This is a genomic window from Novosphingobium cyanobacteriorum, assembly GCF_029436685.1.
Taxonomy (GTDB): domain Bacteria; phylum Pseudomonadota; class Alphaproteobacteria; order Sphingomonadales; family Sphingomonadaceae; genus Novosphingobium; species Novosphingobium cyanobacteriorum.
The window spans coordinates 32,646-48,565 of record NZ_JAROCY010000016.1; the positions used below are offsets into that span (position 1 = coordinate 32,646).

Annotated in this window: 13 protein-coding genes and 1 tRNA gene; 6 read left to right on the forward strand and 8 right to left on the reverse strand. The window is 65.1% G+C overall.

Annotated features, from left to right (window positions below):
* Nucleotides 1-35: 35 nt before the first annotated feature.
* Complete coding sequence (locus POM99_RS15990; protein WP_277279486.1) at nt 36-731, forward strand: cyclic nucleotide-binding domain-containing protein; 696 nt, start codon at nt 36-38, stop codon at nt 729-731.
* Here POM99_RS15990 and POM99_RS15995 read toward each other — a convergent pair whose 3' ends face one another.
* Nucleotides 732-1,958, reverse strand: coding sequence for an alginate export family protein (locus tag POM99_RS15995; protein WP_277279487.1), 1,227 nt, complete (start codon nt 1,956-1,958; stop codon nt 732-734). It abuts the gene before it with no gap.
* Nucleotides 1,959-2,040: 82 nt separating this feature from the next.
* Between POM99_RS15995 and POM99_RS16000 the strand changes: the two genes are divergently transcribed.
* From POM99_RS16000 to POM99_RS16010, 3 genes are read left to right on the forward strand one after another with little or no spacing between them, the layout of a single operon-like run.
* Complete coding sequence (locus POM99_RS16000; protein ID WP_277279488.1) at nt 2,041-2,511, forward strand: hypothetical protein; 471 nt, start codon at nt 2,041-2,043, stop codon at nt 2,509-2,511.
* Entirely contained in the window at nt 2,511-3,713 is a 1,203-nt protein-coding gene (locus POM99_RS16005; protein ID WP_277279489.1) for an NnrS family protein, read from the forward strand. The genes POM99_RS16000 and POM99_RS16005 overlap by 1 nt, the downstream gene beginning before the upstream one ends.
* A gap of 11 nt (nt 3,714-3,724) precedes the next feature.
* Nucleotides 3,725-4,339 carry a carbonic anhydrase gene (locus tag POM99_RS16010; protein WP_277279490.1) on the forward strand — a complete coding sequence of 205 codons (615 nt, stop codon included), beginning with the start codon at nt 3,725-3,727 and terminating at the stop codon, nt 4,337-4,339.
* A 156-nt stretch (nt 4,340-4,495) separates the two neighbouring features.
* Here the strand turns inward: POM99_RS16010 and POM99_RS16015 are convergent, their stop codons facing one another.
* Both POM99_RS16015 and POM99_RS16020 read right to left on the reverse strand, forming a co-directional pair.
* Nucleotides 4,496-4,717 carry a conjugal transfer protein TraD gene (locus tag POM99_RS16015; RefSeq protein ID WP_277279491.1) on the reverse strand — a complete coding sequence of 74 codons (222 nt, stop codon included), beginning with the start codon at nt 4,715-4,717 and terminating at the stop codon, nt 4,496-4,498.
* A gap of 22 nt (nt 4,718-4,739) precedes the next feature.
* Nucleotides 4,740-5,045 carry a conjugal transfer protein TraD gene (locus tag POM99_RS16020; protein ID WP_277279492.1) on the reverse strand — a complete coding sequence of 102 codons (306 nt, stop codon included), beginning with the start codon at nt 5,043-5,045 and terminating at the stop codon, nt 4,740-4,742.
* 172 nt (nt 5,046-5,217) lie between these two features.
* Here POM99_RS16020 and traA point away from each other — a divergent pair, with 172 nt between their 5' ends.
* The gene (traA, locus tag POM99_RS16025; protein ID WP_277279493.1) at nt 5,218-8,103 is read left to right on the forward strand and encodes a Ti-type conjugative transfer relaxase TraA; all 2,886 of its coding nucleotides are present in this window, start codon (nt 5,218-5,220) and stop codon (nt 8,101-8,103) included.
* Nucleotides 8,104-8,113: 10 nt separating this feature from the next.
* Nucleotides 8,114-8,869: a DUF6118 family protein gene (locus tag POM99_RS16030; protein ID WP_277279494.1), complete on the forward strand. Its 756-nt coding sequence runs from the start codon at nt 8,114-8,116 to the stop codon at nt 8,867-8,869.
* Nucleotides 8,870-9,027: 158 nt separating this feature from the next.
* Here POM99_RS16030 and POM99_RS16035 read toward each other — a convergent pair.
* The 5 genes from POM99_RS16035 to POM99_RS16055 form a co-directional block, all read right to left on the reverse strand.
* A tRNA-Met gene (locus POM99_RS16035) sits at nt 9,028-9,104 on the reverse strand.
* A 105-nt stretch (nt 9,105-9,209) separates the two neighbouring features.
* Entirely contained in the window at nt 9,210-11,795 is a 2,586-nt protein-coding gene (locus POM99_RS16040) for a TonB-dependent receptor (protein WP_277279495.1), read from the reverse strand.
* Nucleotides 11,796-12,024: 229 nt separating this feature from the next.
* Nucleotides 12,025-13,077, reverse strand: a complete 1,053-nt coding sequence (locus POM99_RS16045) for a polyamine ABC transporter substrate-binding protein (protein WP_277279496.1) — start codon at nt 13,075-13,077, stop codon at nt 12,025-12,027.
* An 83-nt stretch (nt 13,078-13,160) separates the two neighbouring features.
* Nucleotides 13,161-14,504 (reverse strand): glutamine synthetase family protein, encoded by a 1,344-nt coding sequence (locus tag POM99_RS16050; protein WP_277279497.1) that lies wholly within the window; start codon nt 14,502-14,504, stop codon nt 13,161-13,163.
* A gap of 12 nt (nt 14,505-14,516) precedes the next feature.
* Complete coding sequence (locus POM99_RS16055) at nt 14,517-15,845, reverse strand: NAD(P)/FAD-dependent oxidoreductase (RefSeq protein ID WP_277279498.1); 1,329 nt, start codon at nt 15,843-15,845, stop codon at nt 14,517-14,519.
* Nucleotides 15,846-15,920 lie beyond the last annotated feature (75 nt).

Here is a 15,920-nt window from a genome sequence, read left to right on the forward strand (position 1 = left end):
AGGGTCGCTATCCAACCAAACAGGAAGTCTGCTGCGTGCGCCCCGGCGAAAGACCCGAAATCGCGAATCTGCCTCTGTTCCGGGAAATGCAGGACGCCCAGCGCGAACGGATCTTCACCGGATCGTTCCTGCAGGTCTTCCCGCCGCAGTTGACCCTGTTCGAGATGGGTCAGCGACCCGATTTCCTGCATGTCCTGGTCGACGGACTGGTGGAGCTCTATGCCCACAGCGCCGGGCGCGACACGACCATGCGGATTGTGGAACCGGTTACCAGCTTCATCCTGGCCGCGGTGGTGACCGACCAGCCCTATCTGATGTCGGCCCGCACCTTGGTGGCATCGCGGATCCTGCTGGTTCCGGCCGCGCTGGTCCGCGAAGTGGTGAAGGATGATTGCGCGCTGATGCAGGCGACCATGCGTGAACTGGCCCAGGCCTATCGCGGCATGGTCCGCGCGCTGACTGACATGAAGCTGCGCCAGTCAGCCGAACGGCTGGGCAATCTGATCCTCGATCAGGAACGCCGCCAGGGCGGCACCGGCAAGGTTGCGCTTAAGGCGGAAAAACGCCTGCTGGCCTCGCTGCTGGGGATGACGCCCGAAAACCTTTCGCGCGCCTTCGGCCTGCTGGCCGCGCATGGCATCGAAGTCAGCGGCGCGCAGGTGACGATTACCGACCGGACCGCGCTGGAAGCCTATTCCCGGCCCGATCCGGTACGCGACGATCCGACCTGATCAGAACTTCGCTTCAATCTGCAGCCACAGCTTGGTGGTGTCGGTGCCAAAGGCATCGGCATCGTAATGGGCCAGCTTGGCCGTCAGCACCACATGCTTGCCCACCGGATAACTGGCCAGTGCATTCCATTCCCGGCCATAGGCCGTGCTGCCGACTGTCGATCCGAAATCGTGCCAGACGCCGCGCAGCACCAGCCCGGCCAGCGGGCCCTTGCCGGGAACCTTGTACCCGGCATCCAGATAGAAATCGCGCAGACCGCCGACCGGGGTGGTCAGGAACTTGTCGGCCCAGCCGTTGAAGGCATGCAGCGTCGCCAGCGGGGTCTGCAAGCCGACCGTGCCGTTGCCTTCCAGCCGCTCGTACCCGGCCTTCAGCGTCACCGGCCCGGCCTTGAATCCCGGCTCGATCAGCCAGTAATCCAGGGCGAAGCTGCGCGGATTGTTGCCGTGATCGTGCTGGCGAGCGTACTCGGCGGCATAGAGGATGGAGGACTTCCCTGCCACCGGCAGCTCGCCAGCGATCCGTACGCCCAGGGTCCGTGAACTGCTGGCCGGGCTTGAGGGGACATCCAGCCAATAGCCATAGGCCGAGAGCGTACCGATATGCTTGATCGTATAGGCGGCGCGGACCCCGTGAATGTCGGTATCGCGCCAGATGCCCTGGGGCGAATCCGGACCGAATACCCGGTTGACGCGCCAGGCATGGAGGTAGTCGATGCTGGCCCCCTTGTCTGGTTTGACCGTGACACGGGCGGCATCCAGCGTCTGGTCGTTCTGCCGCCAGCCAACCGAGCCGATCCAGCGCTGGTTGTCGAGATTGACCGCCTGCCTGCCGGCCGTGATTTCAAACTCGGCCGTGGGACGCCAGCGCAACCAGGCCTGGTTGAGGAGCACGTCCGAAGGGTCGGCAACCACCGGATAGGCGGTCTTGCCGTTGACCGTGTCGTTATAGCTGGTCTCGCCCAGCACCACGATCGCTTCGCCTTCAACCAGCGCGCTGAAACCGTGCCATTCGGCAGTCTTGATCCCGGCCTTGACCCGCAGCGTAGATGCCGCTGCCTGCTCTGCCAGTCCATCCTGGTCGACCAGTTCAAGCCGGTAGCGCAGGTCGACATAGGGCGTGACCGGCGGTGGCGCTGGCTTGGGCGCAGCGGTTTCGGCATGGGCGGCAGTGCCGGCCAGCAGGGCGGAAAGGACCAGGGCGAAACGGGCGCTTGCTTGATTCATGTCTTTCAGATCTGCCCGTAATCCGTATTTGTAATTGACTTTCATCAACGATTGTTCGGCCCATCTGACCGAAGAGCCAGGCATGACGTTTGATCTTTTCACTCTGGCCCGCGTCCTGCACGTCGCTGCTATCGTCGGCTGGATCGGCGGTGTCTGGTTCGTGACCTTCGTGGTGATGCCGGCCATTGTCCGCAGCGAGCCGCCCACCCGGCGCCTCTCCGCCTTCCACCAGATCGAGCAGGGCTTTGCCTCGCAGGCGAAGCTCTGGGTGCTGCTGGCCGGGGCCAGCGGGTTCTGGATGACCCACCAGGCCGGCCTGTGGAGCCGTTTTGCCGATCCCGGGTTCTGGTGGATGCACGCCATGCTGGTGCTGTGGACGATCTTTGCAGTGATGCTGTTCGTGGCTGAACCCCTGGTGCTGCACCGGCGAATGGCCGCTTCGCCAAAGCCCGAGACCGACTTCGCGAAGATGGTACTGGTCCACCGGGTCCTGTCGCTTGCCGCGCTGGTCACGGTCTTGGCGGCCATGGCCGGCGCCCACGGATTGCTGTGATGGCAACCTCCCCGCACCTGCTGCTGGCCGCGCCGCACCGCCTGCCGCTCCTGAGCGGCAGCCTGGGGCTTTGCGCAATCGCCCTGTGGTGGCTGGTCCGCCTGGGCGGGCTGCTCCTGGGCTGGCCAGAACTGCCCAGCGGCACCCTGCCCGCCAGCCTGCTCCATGCCCCCGCCCTGCTCCTGCTGGTCTATCCCGCCTTCATCTTCGGCTTCCTGCTGACAGTCTTTCCGCGCTGGATGGGCCAGCCGGACCTCGAGGCCGGCCGCTTCGGACCGGTCGGCATCGGGCTGGCCCTTGGCATGGCGCTGGCCGCTGCCGGCCTGTGGACGGGGCTTGGCGGGCTGGTCACGGCGGGCATGGCGGTGTTTGCGCTGAGCTGGGGGCTGGCGCTGGTGGTCCTGGCACGGGTGCTGGCCGATCACCGCCGCAGCGGCCAGCCGCCTTGCTGGCACGCCCTTTCGGCGCTGGCCGCGCTGGTGGCGGGCCTGGCCGCGCTGCTGCTTGCGCTGTCCTTCCTGACCGGCGGTGATCCGCGGCCGCTGCGCTGGAGCAATGTTCTGGCCTTGAACTGGTTCGTCTTGCCGGTGTTCCTGACCGTGGCCCACCGGATGGTGCCGTTCTTTGCCGGCAATGTGGTGAAGGATTACCGGCGCTGGCGCCCGGATTGGCTGATTGGCGCGCTGTGGGCCTTGCTGGTCCTGCGGTGCGGCGCCGACCTGGCCCTGCTGCCGCCGCTGTCCGCCATCGCCAGCCTTGGACTTGCGGGGCTGACAGGGCTGATGGTCTGGCGCTGGTGGCCGCGCGGGCCGGCGCCGGGGCTGCTGTCGGTGCTGATATGGGGGTTTGCCTGGGCGCCCGTCGGCTTTCTGCTTGCAGCCCTCTCCGCGCTGGATCTGCCGCTGGGCCTGGCCCCGACCCATGCGCTGGCGCTGGGCTTTGCCGGCAGCCTGCTGGTCGGCATGGTCACGCGGGTCACCCACGGCCATTCCGGCCGGCCGCTGGCGATGGTGCCGCTGGCCTGGCTGGCCTTTGCCGGGGTGCAACTGGCGGCCGCCGCGCGGATCGCGGCGGCGCTGCGCGGGGAACAGGGCCTGCTGTTGGTGCTGGCCGCGTTGCTGTTTGCCGCCGGGCTGCTGCCGTGGCTGGTCCGCAATGCGCTGATCTATTGCCGCCCGCGCCGCGATGGCCGCCCGGGCTGAGGACCAATGCGATGACCGACCTGCCGCCAATCACTCCGCACGAAGCGCTGGACCTGTTGAAGGACGGCAACCGCCGGTTCCTGTCGGACGCGCCCTACACGCCGGTGATGGACCGGGTGCACCGGCTGCACCTTGCTGCCGCGCAGCGTCCGTTCGCAGCCTATCTCAGCTGCTCGGATTCGCGGGTCCCGCCCGAACTGTTGTTCGAACGCGGACTGGGGGAACTGTTCATCGTCCGCAATGCCGGCAACACGCTGTGCGCCACGGCGCTGGGCAGCCTGGAATTTGCCGTCACACAATTGCAGGTGCCGCTGATCGTGGTCATGGGCCACGAAGCCTGCGGCGCGGTCAGCGCCGCGGTTTCAGTAGCGCGGGGCGAGACGGCCTATAGCGGCAATGTCGGTAAGGTCCTGCAGTCGCTGCTCCCGGCTGTGCTGGAGGCTGATCCCTGGGCCGAAGACCTCTGCAACGCCGCCGCACTGTGCAATGTCCGCCGGGTCGTGAAAGAACTTCGAGAGGAAGCCTCCCCGGCCCTGCTTGAACCGCAAGCGGCCGGACGGCTGATGGTGGTCGGTGCCTACTATCACCTGGATTCCGGACGGGTGGACTTTTTTCAGAATTACTGACTTCGCCAGTTGCGCGCGCCTCTCTTTCGGGTTGAAGGCCGCGAAGCCCTCTTCAGACCACGTGTATTCAGGGCGAATGCAATGATTGGTCTGGCCAGGGCCGACTTCACGCGGCCCGCCTGCAATTCTAGCTTGCCGAGCCGACCTTTCCGACTGTCATTCTTCCATCTCAAACGCCCGCTTGCCCTTGCGCCTCCACAGCACCAGCGCCTGCTCCCGTTCCTCGCCGCGCAGCTTTGCCGCGACGGTGAGGAACGCGCCGTAGAGCGTGGCGCGATCATCATCGGCGAGTTCGACCAGCCCGGCCTTCACGACCAGACCGCCCAGTTCGATCAGTTGCCGGGTGCGTTCGCGTCGCTTGACCTGCCATTCGCGCATGTCAGTTCGCGCCTTTCGTGCCTCAAGCCGATGCCGCGCCGCCGTCAAGCGAGAGAGTGCCATCCGGCTGGCCTTGAGGTCCGCCGCCACGCTTGCGCGCCTTGCTCTGAAAGAAGGCCGCGCCACGCTTGCGCCACGCCTCCTTCCGTTGAGCTTCGCTGGTTTCGGCAATAACAAGCAGCGCACCGGCCAGCGTTTCCGCATCGGTCGCATCGGCCCCGGTGGCGATCACCAGTTCGCCAAGCTGCTGCACCCGGCGTTCCTTCAGTTGCTTCGCCTTGTCGGCGAGCGCCTTGAGTTCCGAATCAAAGTCACGGGGTTTGCGCATCGAAGTTCTCCATTGAGAGGTGATGCGCTGATGATAATATCGATGCTCTCCCAATGCTGTAGAGTCGTCGAGACGGCCTGATACTGCATAGTCCCGAGCAGGATTTTATCATGGGAGGGCGCGCTTATACGTCGTGCCGACGTGGCGCTCATGGCGTAGATGGATTGCCGTCATGGCGATCTTCCACCTCTCCGTCAAAGTCATCAGCCGGTCGAGCGGGCGCAGCGCTGTGGCCGCAGCGGCCTATCGCGGGGGCGAGCGGCTGCACGACGAGCGCCTCGACCGCGACCATGACTTCACCAACAAGGACGGCGTCGTTCATTCCGAAGTGCTGTTGCCGGAAGGCGCGCCGGAGGAATTTGCCGACCGGGAAAAGCTCTGGAACGCGGTCGAGGCCGCCGAGAAGCGCAAGGATGCGCAGCTATCCCGCGAGGTCGAATTCGCCATTCCGCGCGAGCTGACCAAGGAACAGGGCATCGAGCTGGCGCGCGAATTCGCCGAGGCCGAGTTCGTCGAGAAGGGCATGATCGCCGACCTCAATGTGCATTGGGATATTGGCGCGGACGGTCAGCCCAAACCCCACGCGCATGTCATGCTCACCATGCGCGAGGTCGGCAAGGACGGGTTCGGCCCGAAGGTGCGCGAGTGGAACAAGGCCGAACTGGTTGAGCAGTGGCGCGAGCGCTGGGCCGATCACGTCAATCAGCGCCTGGCCGAACTCGATATCGACGCACGGATCGATCACCGCAGCCTGGAAGCGCAGGGCATTGCGCTGGAGCCGCAGGACAAGATCGGCCCCGCCGCATCGCGCATGGGGGTGCGCGGGCTTGAGGGTGAACGGATTGAGGAACATCGCGCCGTCGCGCAGCGCAATGGCGAGCGGATCATCGCCAATCCTACCGTCGCGCTCGATGCGATCACGCACCAACAGGCGACGTTCACAACCCGCGACCTTGCCATGTTCGTGCATCGGCACAGTGACGGGAAAGAACAGTTCGATCTGGCGATGAGCGCGGTGCGCGGTTCGTCCGACCTGATCGCGCTGGGCAAGGACGGACGCGGCGAAGAGCGCTTCACATCGCGCCAGATGATCGAGACCGAACAGCGGCTTGGTCGCGCATCGGAATTGATGGCCGAGCGCGAGCGGCATCATGTCGAAGATCGTGGCCGGGAAGGCGCGCTGGCGCGCGCGGCGGAGCGCGAGCTGGTGCTTTCCGGCGAGCAGCGCGCGGCGTTCGAGCATGTGACCGATGGGCGCGGCATCAGCGTCGTTGTCGGCTATGCCGGGACCGGCAAGAGCGCGATGCTGGGCGTCGCGCGCGAGGCCTGGGAGAGCGCGGGCTACACCGTTCGCGGCGCGGCGCTGTCCGGCATTGCCGCCGAGGGGCTGGAGCACGGTTCGGGCATTGCCTCGCGCACCATCGCCAGCCTTGAACATCAGTGGGGCCAGGGCCGCGAATTGCTCACGTCCCGTGACGTTCTGGTGATCGACGAAGCGGGCATGGTCGGCACGCGCCAGATGGAGCGCGTCCTCTCCCATGCCGCCGATGCAGGCGCGAAGGTTGTCTTGGTCGGCGACCAACAGCAGCTCCAGGCTATCGAAGCCGGAGCGGCCTTCCGTGAGATCCATGAACGCCACGGCGGCGTCGAAATCAGCGAGGTACGCCGCCAGCATGAAGTTTGGCAACAGGATGCAACGCGGCATCTCGCGACCGGACGCACGGGTCTTGCCATTCAGGCCTATGGCGAACGGGGTATGGTCCACGTTGCCGAGACGCGAGAGGCCGCACGCGGCGAGCTGATCGAGCGTTGGGATCGCGACCGGCAGGCCAGCCCCGGCGATACGCGGATCATCCTCACCCACACCAATGACGAGGTGCGCGAACTCAATGACGCGGCGCGCGGAAAGCTGCGTGCGAGCGGCGAACTTGGCAACGACGTAACCATCCGCGCCGAGCGTGGCGAGCGTCATTTCGCCAGCGACGACCGGATTATGTTCCTGCGCAACGAACGCGGGCTTGGGGTCAAAAATGGCACTCTGGGCACCATTGAGCAGGTGACGCCCCAGCGTATGGCCGTGCGCACCGACGATGGCCGCAGCGTTGCCTTCGATACCAAGGATTATGCGCACATCGATCACGGCTATGCCGCCACGATCCACAAAGCGCAGGGCATGACCGTGGACCGCACGCATGTGCTGGCCACACCCGGCATGGACAGCCACGGGGCCTACGTTGCGATGTCGCGCCATCGCGATGGCGTGGCCCTGCATTTTGGCCGCGACGACTTCGCCGATCAGTCAAAGCTTGTCCGCACGCTGAGCCGAGAGCGCGGCAAAGACATGGCCAGCGACTACAAGCCCGAGCAGCAGTTCGCCGAACGGCGCGGCATTACCTTCCGCGAGCGTATCGTGGAGATCGCACGGCAGTTGCCGGAGCGGGCGAAGTCGATCTTCGCGGGATTCCGCCCGCAGGCTAACCGGCTCGAAGCGCTGCCCACCGATCAGGCTGGCCTCTCCGATCAGCGCCGGGCGGTCGAACGCTACGCCCGCGCCGCCGCCGACATTGGGCAAATGCGCGAACAGGGATTGCCGGTCCTGCCACACCAACGCGACGCGCTGGAGAAGGCCGGAAAGGCGCTCGATGCGATCCGCCCGCATGGCACGGCCGACCTCGCCAGCGCCTTGCAGCGCCAGCCCTCGCTGGTCCGTGAGGCTGCCGATGGTCGCGGCCAGGGCGCAATCCGCGCCATGCTGCTTGAAGCCGAAATCCGCGTCGATCCCGCGCAGCGCGCCGACCGCTTTGTCAGCGACTGGCAGCGGCTTGGGCAGGCCCGACATGCCATGCAGCGCGATGGCGACATTCAGGGCGCGCAAAGGCTCACCAATCGAATGACGGACATGGCTAAGGGGCTGGAGCGCGACGCGCAGGTTGAATCCCTGCTGCGCGGTCGCACCCGCGAGCTTGGCATCAAGACAGAACTCGGTCGCGATCTGGCCCGCGACCTGGCCGCTTCCATCACGATGGAGCGGAGCCGGTCAATCGGCATGGGCCTTTAGGAGAAGCGTAATGGATACCGATACGGATGACGTAGAACTAACCTTGGACCTTGAGCCGGAGCCCGACCCGCGCGCCCCGGATACGGCTGGCGATCCCGCCGCCGAGGCTTTCGCCCGCCTTGAAGGCGAGCTGGCCTTGATGCGCCGTGCGGTTCAGCACCTTGCCGCCGAACGGGCGGACATTGTCATTCCCGATTATGGAGCGACCTTGACCGACATGGTCAAGCGGATGGGCGCGATTAGCGAGAGCCTGAAGGGAATGGCTGGTCATCCCGCGATGCAGATGACCCCTGACAGCATTGGCAATCGGATAGCCGCCGCAGCGGAAGCCGCGCGGCGCAGCGATCAGGAAAGGATCAGTCTGGCCCGGAGCGACTTGAACCACGCCGCCCAGGAAATGCGCAGCGTCACGGCCCAGGCGCGCACCGCCGCCGAGCAGCGGCAGCAGCTCTACCAAGTGGCAGGCGGGGCTGTGCTGGCTGGTATCCTGCTATGGTCTTTCCTTCCCGGCACCATTGCCCGTGCTTTGCCCGAAAGCTGGCACTGGCCAGAGCGCATGGCCAGGCGGCTGGTGGGCGCACCCTCACGCTGGGATGCAGGCGCGCGGCTGATGCAGAGCGGCAGCCCCGAGGCATGGAATGCACTGGTGCAAGCAGCCGACATCCAGCGCGACAATCGCGATACCATTGACGCTTGCCGGAAGACCGCTGCAACATCGCAGCAGCCAGTGAGATGCACCGTCAAGATTCGTGCGGGGAGCAGATAGCGAAGGTAAGCGATGACGTCGAAAAGGGGGCGCAAAACGATCCCAAAGAGGGGCATAGCAGCCCACCCTAACCCAGATAAAATGTGGGACCGAATGTGGTTTCGATTTTCCGGAAACGCCATATTTTCCTTTGAAAACAAAGCGATAAATGGCTTGAATGGTAGCGGAGGAGGGACTCGAACCCCCGACACGCGGATTATGATTCCGCTGCTCTAACCTGCTGAGCTACTCCGCCACGCGCGGGCGATCTGGGACCAGAGCGCCGGGCAGGGGGCGCACATAGAAGGGGTGGGGGGCTTGGTCAACCGGGTTTTTGCGCCGCCTGACCAAGCGCTGTGTTTCAGAACGTCTGCCCGAAGCGCACCCCGAAAAAGCGCGGGGTGATCGGCAGGCTGCGGCTGGAGCCGGAGCAGTATTCGATGGCGCAGAAGGTGTTGCGCGAAAGGATGCCACGCCTGTCGAAGGCGTTCTGGATGAAGGCTTCTAAGTTCCAGTTGTCCTTGCTGAACCCGGCCGAGAAATCGAAGCTGGTGAAGCCTGGGGTGTTGCCCAGCAGGCTGTTCTTGAAGGCATCGAGGTTCGATGTGCTGGACGACTGATGGAGCACCACGCCCTGCACGAAGGATTTGAGCGCGCCGACATCGAATGTGTAGCGTGCCGAGGCCTGCGCCTTGAACTTCGGCTGGCGGGGCAGGCGGGTGCCCTTTGCGGCGGCGATCTTGTCTGGCTCGCCGGCGCAGGATGCGAACTGCGTCGTGCTGTCGGGCGCGGATAGTGCGCAGAAATCGCTGGCCAGCGCGGCATCGTTGTAGGCGCCAGAGCCTGACAGGGTCAGCCCGCCGAAGCGCAGGTCGAAATCGGCCTCCACGCCATAGACGCGGCCATCGCCTGCGTTGAGGGTCAGGCCATTGCCCTGATATCCTGCGGGGACGACGTAATACTGTATGCCCTTCCACTTCTCGTAATAGGCGGACAGGTTGAAGCGGAAATTGGGGCCCCAGCTGGTCTTGAACCCGGCTTCGAAGTTGCTGAGTTCGTCCGCCTTATAGGGATTGTCGGGCGCGATGGTGTTGCTGCCGCCGGGGCGGAAGCCGGTGGAGTAGGTGAAGTAGACCATCTTGTCGGGCGTCACCTGGAAGGCGACGCCCAGTTTGTGCGTCTCGCCGCTTTCCTTGTAGGGGTTCGGTACGGTCACGTTGTCGCACGAAAGGCGCGGGCCGGTGAGAGGCACCGCACAGCCATTGTCCCGCGCCAGGGCAGCCACGCCTTCCCAGCCGCGGCTTTCGTTCTCGGCGCGGAACAGGCGGATGCCGCCGGTCAGTTTCACGCGCGGCACGATCTCATAGCTGCCTTCGGCGAACAGGGCGTAGTCCTTGTACAGCCGGTCCACCTCGGTGAGGTAAAACGCGTCACGCCGCAGGTAGGAGGTGCCGCCGTCGATGTTGGTGGCCTGGCTGAGGCCGGGGATGTAGTAATCCTCGTTGAACTCGTTCTTCTGCCACTGATAAAAGCCGCCGAAGGTGAGGCTGAAGGGCCACGACTTGGGCACCGAGACGCGCACTTCCTGGGTGAACTTGGAATAGGTGTTGTTGCCGTAATACTGCTGCGTCGGATCGATCAGGTTGCCGGCCGGGTCGCGGAATTGCAGGTAGCTTTCATACCCGCCGTATTGCTGGCCCATGTCGTCGTAGTGGATGGTATAGTAGGTATAGTCGTTGGCGTTCTTCACCCGGCGGCGGAAATAGCCGGTGGAGGAAACCACGTCGAAGTCCGCGATCTTGCCGGTGACGGTCAGCGCGGCCTGCCACCAGCCGTCCTTGTTGTAGGTTTCATGGAAATCGTGGACGGCGAGGTCGCCCACACGCGGGTCGTAATTGAAGCCGCCCTTGGCATCGAGGTACTGGTAGACGAACTGCGGGAGGATGGTCCAGTCCGGTGCGGCTTCGACCGACAGCGCAACACGCCCGCCGTATTCGGTGACGGGGTTGTAGTTGTCCTTCGCCACCTTGGCATTTCTGGTCGTGTAATTTGTGCTCTTGTCTTCCTGAAGGATCGACGCGGGAAGCTGCGTTAGCGGCGTTCCGCTCGCGTCGGTCAGAACTTGGCCGTTGACCGTGTAGTTTCCGTTGCCATCGGGAAGAATCGATCGCCCTGACCTATCGAGATAGTTGCCATCGGCATCCATCAGATAGTCGCCGAGGCCGTAAGTATGGCTTGCAGGCAGGTTGTCGATATAGCCGCCAGTGCGGCTGTAGAAGCCGACCACGCGCAGCGCCACGCCGTCGGCCACGGGCAGGTTGACGAAGCCCTCTTCCTGGTGGCCCACGCCGCCCTTGCCGAACTTGTTGAGCTCGACATCGTAGCCCGCCGCGAAAGCGGAAGGATCGGGCTTGTTGGTGATGATGCGCAGCGTGCCCGAAAGCGACGAGGAGCCGAACAGCGTGCCCTGCGGGCCTGAAAGCGCTTCGACGCGCGAGACGTCGTAGACATGGATTTCGGGCATGCGGCCCGCGGTGGTGAGCGGAATGTCGTCGAGATAGGTGCCCGCGGTCGACAACTGCCCGCCATCCACGGCGATGCCGCGGAAGAACAGGTCGGTGCGGCCCGGTCCCAATGAGGCATAGCTGACCGAGGGCAGCATGGTGGCATAGTCGGAGAAGTTCGAGACCTGTCGCTGCTCCAGCTTGTCAGGGCTCAGCGCCTGGAGGCTGATCGCCACGCGCTGGCTCGATTCGGCGCGGCGGGTGGCGGTGACGACGATCTCGCCAAGGCCGGTTGCTCCGCCTTCGCCTTGCGCAGCCTCCTGCGGTGCGGCATCGGGCGGCATCGGGGCGCTGGCGTCCTGCGCAAAGGCCGGCGCCAGTGGAGCAAGGCAGGCTGCGCTGGCCAGCAGCATGATGCGCGAAACGCGATGTGTCCGGTTCATCCAAAACCCCCCGACGGTCTGAAGTCCCTCTTCCCCTTTGGCGCACCGCTGCGATGGGTCCCCGACGGCGGGTTCTATGACGCTCGTCAAGGATCACAGATGGCGTGCAAAGGGATCATGCGTCCACCTACACCAATGTCAATTTCCTTATGAAACGAAGGGTGGGTGCTGCTCGTCCTGTTGCCATGCTGCAACGTTCGCCAAATCGTCTGTGATCTATGCAAAGCGCTCAGCCAGCGCGGATGCGTGTCATCGCCTGTTCATAGCGTGCGGCCACTTCCTGCCCCCGCCAGCGCGAATATTCACACCTGTCGAGCGCGGCCTGCGGCGGGAAGATCGCCGGATTGTCCCGGTATTCGGCGGGCATCAGCGCCAGCGCCGCCGCGTTGGGCGTGGGATAGCGGATGGTTTCGGCGATATGCCCGCCTGCCTGCGCCCCCAGCACGAAGTCGATGAACCGGTATGCAAGATCGGGGTTGGGCGCGCCCTTGGGGATGCACAGGCTGTCGCTGGCAAGGATGCCGCCTTCCTTCGGCACCACGAAGCCGATGTCCGGATCCTCGCGCATCACCTGCGCGATGTCGCCATTGTATTCGATCACCAGGTCGACATCGCCCGCCAGCAGCAGGTCCTGCCCGTTGTCGTCGTGGAAGGTGGCGATGTTGGGTTTCTGCCTGGCCAGCATCGCCTCCACCCGCGCCATCGTGGCGGGATCATCGGTATTGGCGGGCAGGCCAAGGTACTTCGCGCCGATCTCGAACAGCTCGCTCGCTTCGGCCAGCAAGGCGATACGGCCCTTGTAGCGGTCGGAATCCAACACCCATTTCCAGCTGTCGGGAACGCTTTCCACCTTGCTCTTGCGGTATCCGATGCCGGTGACGATCCAGGTATAGGGCACCGTCACCTTGCGGCCCGGATCGAACGGCGGGTTGGCGAACTGCGGGGCGATGTTCTTCAGGTTGGGGATCTTCGCGTGGTCCAGCTCGGCCAGCAGCCCCGCCTCGTGCATCCGCTCCACAAAGTCGTTGCTGGGCACGATCACGTCATAGCCCTGGTTGCCGCCGCGCAGCTTGGCGAAAAGCTCGTCGTTGTTGGCGAACAGGCTCATCTGCACCTGCGCGCCCGACGCCTTCTCGAAATCGCCGAGCGTGTGCGTGCCGATATAGGTGTCCCAGGTATAGAGATTCAGCTTGCGCACGCTGCTTTTCGCGCAGCCGCCAAAGCTGAGCCCGATCCCGGCAAGGCCCGCCTGCGCAAGGAACATCCGGCGGGACAGCGCCATTCCAAAACTCCCGTTTGCCACCACCCCCCTGCCATACCGGGCGGGCGCGCAAACTCAATCCATGCGCTTCAGTCCCAGAGCAATTAGGCCTTCAGCAAAAGGTGATCGCGCTCCCAGCTTGAGATGACCTCGTCATAGGCTTCCAGCTCTGCCTGCTTGATGCGGGCGAAGGCGGTGATGAAGCTTTCGCCGAGGATCGCCTTCACCGGCTCGCACGCCACCATCAGGCGCAGCGCCGCGTCGAGGTTGCGGGGTAGGGTGCGATCTTCGAGATAGGCGTTGCCATTGATCAGCGGCAGAGGCTCGATCTTTTCGCGCAGGCCGATCAACCCGCAGGCCAGCGTGGCGGCAATCGCGATATAGGGGTTGGCGTCTGCACCGGGCAGGCGGTTCTCGATCCGCGTGGCGGCCGGCTCGCTCACCGGCACGCGCAGGCCGCAACTGCGGTTGTCCAGCCCCCACTGCACGTTGATCGGCGCGGAATGGGCCGGGCGCATGCGGCGGAACGAATTGACATTGGGTGCGAACAGCGGGGCCACTTCGGGCAGATAGCGCTGCAGCCCGCCCACGAAGTGGCGGAACTCGGGCGAAAAGCCGTCCTCCCCTGCGAACAGGTTGTTGCCGTCCGCATCCTGTGCCGAAATGTGCAGGTGCATGGCGCTGCCCGGCTGGCTTTCCATCGGCTTGGCCATGAACGTGGCATAGACCCCGTGCTTCAGCGCCACCTGCCGCACAATGCGCTTGAAGATCGTCACCTGGTCGCACAGCGCGATGGGTTCGCCATGGTTGAAGTTGATCTCCAGCTGCGCGGTGCCGCCTTCGTGGATCATGGTGTCCAGCTGCAGGTCCGCGATCTCGGAGTTGTCGTAGATCTCCTCGATGATGTCCTCGAACTCGGTCACCGATTCCAGGCCATAGGGCTGCGGGCTGCTTTCGGCGCGGCCCGATCGGCCCCGCGGCGGCACGATCGGAAGGTCGGGGTCGGAATTCACCTCGGTCAGGTAGAATTCCAGCTCGGGCGCGACGACCATCTTCCAGCCCATTGCCGTAAACTCGTCGAGCACGCGTTGCAGGACATAGCGGGGCGCGATCTCGAACGGGGTGCCGTCACGGTGCATCGCATCGGCCACCACGAAGGCGGTGGGCGTGCGGAAACCGGGGGCCACGCAGATCGAACGCAGATCTGGCTTCAGCGTCACGTCGGGATCGCGATAGAGCGCATCCATGTGGTCGGTATCGGCGTAATCACCGGTGATCGTCACCGAAAACACGCTTGAGGGCAGGCGCAGGCTGCTCATGTCGGAACTCGCCACGAACTTGCCCGCCGGCCACACCTTGCCGCGCACCACGCCGTTGATGTCGGGCACAAGGCATTCCACCTCGTCGATGCCTTTCGCTCTTATCCACTCGGCAAAATTCTCGGCCATCGGATTTCCCCTTCAGATCTTGTCGCGCAATGCAAAGAAGCTCAGCGCCGCGACCATGGTGGGCCAGCGCAGCGCCGGCCCGCCCGGAAAGCGCGGGGCCGGTAGCGCGCGCAGCGCGGCAAAGGCGGCACTTTCCCGTCCCGCCAGCGCATCGCCCAGCGCCATGCCCAGATAGGGCGCCAGCACCACGCCCACGCCCGAAAACCCGTTCAGCGACCAAAGCCCCGGCTGCACCTGCGCCATGTGCGGCAGCCGGTCCGGCGTGATCGCCAGCGTGCCGCCCCAGGCATGATCGATCGCAACGTCCCGCAGTTGCGGAAAGGTGTCCAGCAGGTGCGGGCGCACGAACGCCGCGATATCGGCGGGAAAGCGCCAGCCATAGCTTTCCCCGCCGCCGAACAGCAGGCGGTTGTCCGCCGTCACGCGGAAGTATCGCACAACGAAGCGGGAATCGCTGACCGAGCGCCCCCCGGCGATCAGCCGGTCCGCCAGATCACCGGGCAGGGGGGCGGTGGTGGCGATGAAGTTGTTGATCGGCAGCACGTGCGCATCCACCTGCGGCAGCAGCCCGGTGGCATAGCCGCCTGCGGCCACCACCACCTGCCCGGCGCGCACGCTGCCTTGCGGGGTGGATACGCGCCAGCCGTCACCATCGCGCGTGATTGTGGTGCAGGGGCTGTGGGCATGGACTTTCGCGCCCAGCCGCACCGCTTCGCCCGCCATTCCCAGCGCCAGCTTCAACGGATGCAGGTGCCCGCCCAGATCATCGACGCTGCCGCCGAAGAAGCCGGGGCTGTCCACCAGCGCGCGCATCTCATCCCGGTCCACCGCGCGCAGGTGGGGATAGGCGTATTCCTGCCGCATGTGCCGCACCCAGGCATGGCTGTGCGCCACGAAGCGGGGCTTGTGATCGGCGTGGACATGGCCGGGGCGGAAATCGCAAGCCTCGGGATCGAGCGCAATCAGCGTATCCAGGTTTGCGCGCGCCTGCAGTGCCACGTCCCACAGCGCATGTGCCGTCACGCGGCCCAGCTTGCGCTCAAGCCAGGGCTGGTCCTGGTTCCAGCCGATATGCACCTGCCCACCGTTGCGCCCGGATGCGCCCCAACCCAGCGGCCCCGCCTCCACCAGCCGCACGCTGCGCCCTGCAAGCGCCAGCGCCAGCGCCGCGCCCAGCCCGGCAAACCCGCCGCCGACCACGCAGCAATCTGCGATCACATTTTCGTCAAGAAGTGGCGCCGCCGGACCAGCAGGGGCGGTTGCAGCATAGAAGCTCGGGGCATGGCGGCCCACATCCTCGCCGCCCGGTCCTGCCTTCTCGATGGATCGAGACGAAAACATTGCGATCACACGTATCAGTGTGGGCTGGGGCGGTCAATTGGGGCTTGGTCCTCCCCCGGTGGAGCAAGAAGAGGC

Excerpts from the sequence above, each read along its gene's own strand:
- POM99_RS15995 (WP_277279487.1), bottom strand. The coding sequence starts at position 1,958 with ATGAATCAAGCAAGCGCCCGTTTCGCCCTGGTCCTTTCCGCCCTGCTG.
- POM99_RS16000 (WP_277279488.1), top strand. The coding sequence starts at position 2,041 with ATGACGTTTGATCTTTTCACTCTGGCCCGCGTCCTGCACGTCGCTGCT.
- POM99_RS16005 (WP_277279489.1), top strand. The coding sequence starts at position 2,511 with ATGGCAACCTCCCCGCACCTGCTGCTGGCCGCGCCGCACCGCCTGCCG.
- POM99_RS16010 (WP_277279490.1), top strand. The coding sequence starts at position 3,725 with ATGACCGACCTGCCGCCAATCACTCCGCACGAAGCGCTGGACCTGTTG.
- POM99_RS16015 (WP_277279491.1), bottom strand. The coding sequence starts at position 4,717 with ATGCGCGAATGGCAGGTCAAGCGACGCGAACGCACCCGGCAACTGATC.
- POM99_RS16020 (WP_277279492.1), bottom strand. The coding sequence starts at position 5,045 with ATGCGCAAACCCCGTGACTTTGATTCGGAACTCAAGGCGCTCGCCGAC.
- traA (WP_277279493.1), top strand. The coding sequence starts at position 5,218 with ATGGCGATCTTCCACCTCTCCGTCAAAGTCATCAGCCGGTCGAGCGGG.
- POM99_RS16030 (WP_277279494.1), top strand. The coding sequence starts at position 8,114 with ATGGATACCGATACGGATGACGTAGAACTAACCTTGGACCTTGAGCCG.
- POM99_RS16040 (WP_277279495.1), bottom strand. The coding sequence starts at position 11,795 with ATGAACCGGACACATCGCGTTTCGCGCATCATGCTGCTGGCCAGCGCA.
- POM99_RS16045 (WP_277279496.1), bottom strand. The coding sequence starts at position 13,077 with ATGGCGCTGTCCCGCCGGATGTTCCTTGCGCAGGCGGGCCTTGCCGGG.
- POM99_RS16050 (WP_277279497.1), bottom strand. The coding sequence starts at position 14,504 with ATGGCCGAGAATTTTGCCGAGTGGATAAGAGCGAAAGGCATCGACGAG.
- POM99_RS16055 (WP_277279498.1), bottom strand. The coding sequence starts at position 15,845 with ATGTTTTCGTCTCGATCCATCGAGAAGGCAGGACCGGGCGGCGAGGAT.